The sequence below is a fragment of the Endozoicomonas sp. ONNA2 genome (assembly GCF_024606365.1).
Lineage (GTDB): Bacteria > Pseudomonadota > Gammaproteobacteria > Pseudomonadales > Endozoicomonadaceae > Endozoicomonas.
Genome location: NZ_JAHHPO010000815.1, coordinates 1 through 7,414 on the forward strand (window position 1 = coordinate 1; position 7,414 = coordinate 7,414).

Genomic DNA, 7,414 nt, shown 5'->3' on the forward strand with positions numbered 1-7,414 from the left:
TGACGCTGCCGTACCCGGCTCCTGAAACCGCAGAACACCGCCAACGGAAAACCGCTCCCGGGCATGGGACCAAACTCGTTATCCCATCGTCATCCAGTAATGGCACCACACCATGAATAAACTCGTATTGCTGCGTAATGATAGCAGGATCATTGGCATTGCTGGCCATGCCTGGAAGCTACTACCAGGCCAACGTCGTCAGTTGTTGGCAGAAGGCGAACGGCTGACGGCTGGTGAGCTGATTGAGCTTGAAGGCAATGCAGATATCCTGATTCAGCCCATTACTGCCGGTGCTTTATCCGTTGGTGAGTTACCCGGTGCCAATGTTTCGCTGTTGTCAGAAACACCATCGGTCACCCTGGCTACTGATGAACGAAGTGACGATCAGAAGGCAGCCATTGAGGAACAGACCGCCGATGAAGGACTGATGACGCCGACCACCATTCCCCTGCTTACGCCATCCATCACACCCGATGCCGGCATTGGCACGGGGCTGGATACTCTGCCAGTGGCCCTGGCAACGCTCAGTGACCAGCCCGCCATGGATTATCTGGCACTGATTACCATTGATACACCGATCACCCCGGATAATATCGTCAATGACCGGGAGTCCCGGGCACTGACCATCGCTGGCCGGGTGGTGAATGTCGAGCCCCTGCGCCCGGTTATCCTGACCCTGACGGATCAGGTCGGCCATCAATGGCAGCTGCAAACAGCGGTGAATAGCGATGGCAGCAGCTGGCAAATTGAGGCGGATCTTACCGGAAGCGGGTTATTAGACGGCATTATTACCATAACAGCAGAAACCAGCGATCTGGCCGGCAATAGTGCCAAAGACAGCACAACGTTTCTGCTGGATACCATCACCGAAGTCACCCTTGAACTCGCACCCCAGAGTGACTCCTGTTATGGCCAGGCGGCAGATACCCCTGACAACCCCACCAACGATAACACGCCGGTGATTATCGGCACCGGTGAAGTCAACGGTACGGTAGCGCTGTTCTCTGATGGCCAGCTGCTGGCCAGTGGCATCACGGTTGGCAGCAATGGCACCTGGTCTGCCCACATTACCCAGCCATTGTCTGATGGTCCCCATACACTGACAGCAGAAATTACCGATATGGCCGGTAATAGCGCCACTGCCGAGTTGATTCTGACCATTGATACCGAAGCCAGTATCTGGATCAACGATATCAACACCTACGACACCCAGTCCTTTGATATGCCCATCACCGGTGAGACCACGGGTATTGAAAATGGTCGGCCGGTGACGCTTATTTTTGGCTCCGTCCCGGTGCAAAACCGGATAACCACCCAAGTCCCGGTAGAGGATAATCACTGGAACCACCCCGCTTTTATGTCACCAATCACCTGGGGAGAGAGCTACCAGGTTCAGGCCTCGGTTGAAGACTGTGCCTGTAGCATCGCCACCGATCATTTGATGCCCCTGGGTAACCCATCGGACATCAATATTCAGGAAAGCGTTGACCTGGGCGTTACCCGGGCCATAGATCCCATTGCCGCCAGCGACACAGTGCTCTCCATCGAGTCCGCTTATCTGGCCGATCTGCCCGACAATATCAGCATTATTGACAGCGGCACCCGCTTTCCGGTCAGCTGGCAGATCAACGACCCCAAAACGTTGACTGCCGTCTACCAGGATGGGACGTCGACCCGGACAGCCCTCACCTTTACCCTGCCGGACTCCGGCACAGGCCTGGCCAGTTTACAGGTTGACCGTGCCTTTTTTCATCCGGGAGGCAGTGACGAAATCAGCTTTACCCTGCCGTACCAGAAAAGCCTTTACTCGCCAACCTGCCAGAAAACCCATTACTCCAAAGCCGGGCTAATGGTCACCATGCTTGATAACGTACCTACCCTGGTGGAACACACGCCGGTTCTGGTGGAGGAAGGCACTACGGCACGGTGGAGTGAGCATAACGGCAAACTGTTTACCCCGACACAAGCCGGTGGCGATGGCGGCTTACTGAGCGCCATTAACGACACACCATTATCTGGCAATAACCACAAACCCGGCGGTGACACAGGTGTTTTTTATCCATTCCCCGGTCAATACGGTACCCTGTATGTCACTCCCGATGGTGCCTGGAACTATACTGCCAAACCTGACCAGAAGCATACCACCGACACTACACTGACCGAGACGTTTACCTTTACCGTTACTGATACGGATGGGGACAGCGACAGTGCCACCATCCGTTTTACCGTACTGGATGGTACAGCACTGAGTTTTTCCACCGATACGGTCAGCGCCATGACCATCGACCAGGAGTGTGACCAGCCCGGCCCCATTGCGGACAGCGGCCAGATTACCGTTCTGAAAGGTTCCGACCCCCTGCCACCGGATCAGTTGCAGTTTGATATTTATGCCACCTCAAGGCAGCTGAACAATGCCCTGGCCAGTCGGCTGCCCACGAGCGATGGAGACAGTCTCGATCTTGATAACCTGCATCCCGGTCCGGAAAACCAGAGCCTGGTGCTATCGACCCTGACCGGCAAAGAGGTGCTCAGTATTAAACTGGACAATATCAGCCCCGACACCTCCGGCAACCTGTCTGCCAACCTGGTGGTACAACAACAAGCCAACCTGGATGTCACAGAACCTGAGCCGGCGATCATGCCCGTGGTACTCACCGCCAGCGATCATGACCTCAATACCATCAGCCATACCGTAACGCTGTCGGTGATTGATGGTGGCGTTATCCTGAAGGATGACCATATTGAAGTCACTGAAGGTGAAACGGTGACCGGTAACCTGCTGGGCAATGATGTACAATGTCTTGAGACTCTCACCGTCACTAAAGTCTCCCTTGACCGGTTTTATCTGGATAAAAACACCACAACATATACCGGACAATTGTTCGATTTCCAAACCGACACCAGCATTCAAACCCTGTACGGCACGCTCACCGTTAAACCGGATGGCAATTACACCTACACGGCCCGGGAATCTCTGTATCATCCCGGCCAGCAACCTCTGCCCCAGGAGTTTACCTACACCGTCACCGACAGCAGTGGTGATTCGGACCGGGCGGCAGTGTTTGTCACCATTTATGATGGAGCAGCCGCCACGGGAGATGAGCAGGTCAAGCTGACCTTTATCGAAGACAACCTGACCACATCCCCCCGTTACCCTGGGAGTTACACTGGCTTTGTTACCACCCTGAGCGGCAATGGCTCTGATGCCATCGACCCGCAGAGCCTGAGATTCATGGCAGATCCTGCCAACCTGAACGGTATCGTAACCTCACTGGGTACTCCGGTCAGTTTCACGGCAGATGGTAACCAGCTGCGAGGCAGTATTATCGAGAATGACCAGAGCGTTGATATCCTCACTCTGTCACTGTCGGCTATTGGCGCAAACAACAAAGATCTTTTGGTCAGGGTTGATGGTCAGCTGGATCGTCCCCTGGATCACCTGGCCGGTACCCTGGGCAATGATTCAGTGATGGTAAATGGTGAGCGGATTATTCTTTCCCTGCCCTTTACCTTTGACGACATTGACGGTACACCAGCAGCAGCAGAGAGTACGGTTACAGCAACCATTTTTGACGGTACATTCCCGCTGTTAAGCAACCCCAGCAGGATCAACATTGATGAAGTGAACCTGCCGGTTAGCGCCAAAGGGACGATTAACGCCACCCCGAAATCCGACCAGATCGTGCCGGACAGCTGGCGATTCTCTGCCAACCAGCCCGGACTGGATGGCTTGTTCGCCAGCGACCAGCCGCTGGCCTGGAGTACTCAGGGGTCAACCCTGACCCTGCACTCGCCTGACCAATCCCCGGTGCTCACCATCACGCTGAATGATCAACCGCTGCCGGCACAACCAGCCACACTGAACTACTCAGTAACGCTCTCCCACCCCATGGATCAGGATAAGGGCAGCTGGCCATTGTCCGTTGCGGTGGCCGTTACGGATTCAGACGGTGATACCTCGGAAAAACGGATTCCGATTCAGATCGATGATGTCAGCAACCAGCTTCATCTGACGCTGGCGATAAATGACCCGGCAATGACAGAGCCCCTGTACCAAAAGACAGCCGTCAGTAAACGGATCAACGTCCATATCCATGCGGATACCGATGCTGTAACCAATGTCTGGTTTCTGCCCCCTGCCGATGACAGCAGTGGCTTTGCCCTTGATGGCGACAACAACCGGTTGACAGCCGACGGCTTGCCCATTAAGTACTTTGCCTCCCCGGCAAATAGCCGTTACCCTGAAACTTGGGAAGCATGGTCCATGCAGGGCAGCACTCAAAAAGATCCTATTTTCAGCCTGACCACGATCCAGAATGACGGGTCAGCAATTCAAGTGCCGCCCGGCTCCTCGGCCACCGCCACCGTTGGCGTTACCTGGTATCATTACCTCGATCATATGAATCGGAACAAGGAGAACATCACGGAGCTGCCCGTCAGTTATACCCTGCAGGCCGTGGATTCCGATGGCTCCACCACCAGTGACGTCCTGACCCTGTTACTGCTGGACGGGGAATACCCGACCCCCGGCAAGATCACCCAACCACCGACGACCACGGACATTAACAAAGGCGACAATACTTCCGTAGCCGGTACTCTCAACTATACGCCCGGTTCCGACCGTCCCGTTCCCGTATTTGATCGCGATACCATTGGGCAGGAGATGGCCAGTTTAAGCTCCGATGGTAATCCACTGACCGGTATTGCCGTATCTGGTCCGGATCAGTCTGTACTGACCATCAGCCGGGCCAACGACGACCTGCCGGTTTTTCGCTTTTCCGTAAGTAATCCACAAGCGACCACGGCCACCATTCAATTTGAACAGCTGGACAACCTCGATCACCCGTCGTCTGCCAGACAGAGCGAGTCGATTACCCTGAAAATACCCGTTTTGATGAGCGACAGTGACAATAGCCTCAACAGCACACCCGTAAATTTTCTCTACACCGTCGTGGATACCGTACCGGTGGCCAACGGCAACTATTACCGGAAAAATAACCAGCCCATTGGGGAAGAAGGCAAGACTTTCAGTGGTAATCTGCTAAGAAACGATTCCCTGAATGCCGATGCCGATAATGCCAGGCTCACCGCCATCACCTACCAGAATATGGTCTATCCAGTCAGCCCAACCGACACAACCACCATTACCACGGATGCAGGCATACTGACCGTTCAAAGCAATGGCAGATGGCGACTCCCTTCCTATCCTCACATTGATCACAGTGCGGGACAGGACTTCACCCTGAAGATGTTCAGCGCCATTGTCGATGGCGACGGTGATAACAGTTCAGCACCTTTTGAGATCACCATTGAAGACCAACCCGCCATATTCACCAACGTTGATGACACAAAAGGCGATGAAGACACACCAACACCCATTGATCTGTCTTTTTCCATTGATCTTGGTGACCCGGACCGGGATGAGACCCTGACCAGTCTGTCGGTCAGCACCAGCGACCTTCAAGGAGGACAGCTGACGTTCAACGGCACAACTCTGGCCGCATCCGGTAATACGGTCGCCATTCCCGACAAAGCCATGAGTTGCACTATGGTAGCGGGCAATGCCATCCTGAGCGCAGAAAACCTGGGTTACCTGCCAGCGGCCAACGTTTCGGACTTTACCCTGACCAATCATCAGGTCACCCTTAACCTCAATGCCACCATCAGTAAAAACCCCGGCCCTGACCAGAGCCTGAGTTCACCGCTGACCATCCATATTTCCGGCATTGCCGACCCACCCCGGTGGCCAGAGACCATCCCCCCGCTCCAGGGGCTGGAAGATACACCGCTGCCTCTGCAAAACAATGGCGCCCCGATTCGGGCATTTTTGCAAGACACCGATGACTCAGAACAGTTGTCGTACAAAATCACTCAGTTACCAGACAACCTTCAGTTAACTTTGCCTGATAAAAGCCCGGTCAGCACCGGCGCTACGCTGTCCCCTGAACAGTTTGCACAGCTCACCATTACGCCCACAGAACACTGGAGTGGCCAGGCGGCAATCAGTGTCACAGCAATCGCCACGGAACAGGGGTATAGCACGGTTGACACCGCCAGTACTCCGGCCACGATTATTGTCAATATCCACCCGGTGGCGGACCCTCCCCTGCTGACACTCACCCCAACGGGGGAGCAACCGGACCTGGTACTGCTCACGGGGTTTGAGGATCAATCCTTGGCTATCGGGTCGAATATCAAGGCGCAACTGGTGGACGACGATGGATCAGAATCGTTGTTTATCCGTATTACACCGCTGGTTGAAGCCAATGAATCTCCCGGCATTCTCTGGATAAAAAACAATGGAGATTGGCAGGAAGTCGCTCTGACTTCCGGCTATTTTGAAACCGCTGGCAGCAATATTCCCTACCTGTATTACCAACCCGGCCAAGATCGAAGCTCGGCCAATTTCACCGATGTCAAATTGCAAGTCAACGCCATTAGCCGGGAATCCATTCAGTCCGGCATTCCACCGGCCTTAGGCAAGGAGCAGGCAAAATCGGACAAAGGTTATCTGGAGATCAAGGTCTTCGGTGACCCTGACCTGCCTGCCATCACACCCGGCAGTCAGTGGACGGTCAATGAAAACGTTCTGCAGGGCCATGGTTATGAAAACACGCCTCTCCCGCTTCAATTGACCGTTACTTCTGGGGATATTGATGGATCAGAATCTCTGAATCTGGTGGTGGAACTTGCTGACCAGCAGTTCCGGCTACAAAACAGTACGGGAAAAGCCCCACCCATCGCCAGCGTAACCAATGGCGTACCAACCTACCAGTTGACCGCCGAGGCGCTGCAATCGCGGGAATACAGCATCATCGCCCCCGGGGATTTTGCCGGACAAACCGAGCTGACCATGACCGTGTTGGTAACCGAAGCGGACGGTGCCAGTAAACCGTTTACCTACCAGCTTAATGCCATTTTTGCGCCGGTGGTTGATACGGCAGACCAATCCAGCGACACCATCAATGGTATTGAAGTTACCCTGGACAGTGAGAACCAGCTTATGTCCGGCGGTGCACCGTTGACGCTCTCAGGCATTGAACTGAAAGATACCGATGGCAGTGAGTCCATTACCGACATCACCAGCATCAATCTACCCAGTGGTTTCGGGTTACTGATTGATGGCCAACTGATCGATCACCCAGACGGCTCGCTGGTCACCCTGCTGGGTGGACTCAATGCCCTGAAAACCGCCCTGGACAACAAAAAAATCCTGATTGTGCCCATCAACCCGGACGGTACCATCAACAGTCATTACCCGACACCTGACAACCATACCACCCATTTTACTTTTGACCTGACCGTTGAAGATACCCAGAACGGTCTGGTGACCGGGCAAACCATTACCATCGATAGCACCATTAACTGGCGGGGTGAAGTGGATGGCCATCCCAACGGCGACACCCCGGTCAAG

General features: G+C 54.4%; 1 protein-coding gene. It reads left to right on the forward strand.

Features of this window, described 5'->3' with window-relative positions:
• Positions 1-112 precede the first annotated feature (112 nt).
• Positions 113-7,414 (forward strand): Ig-like domain-containing protein (locus tag KDK14_RS14465; RefSeq protein WP_257265878.1); only part of this gene is annotated, 7,302 nt, incomplete at its 3' end.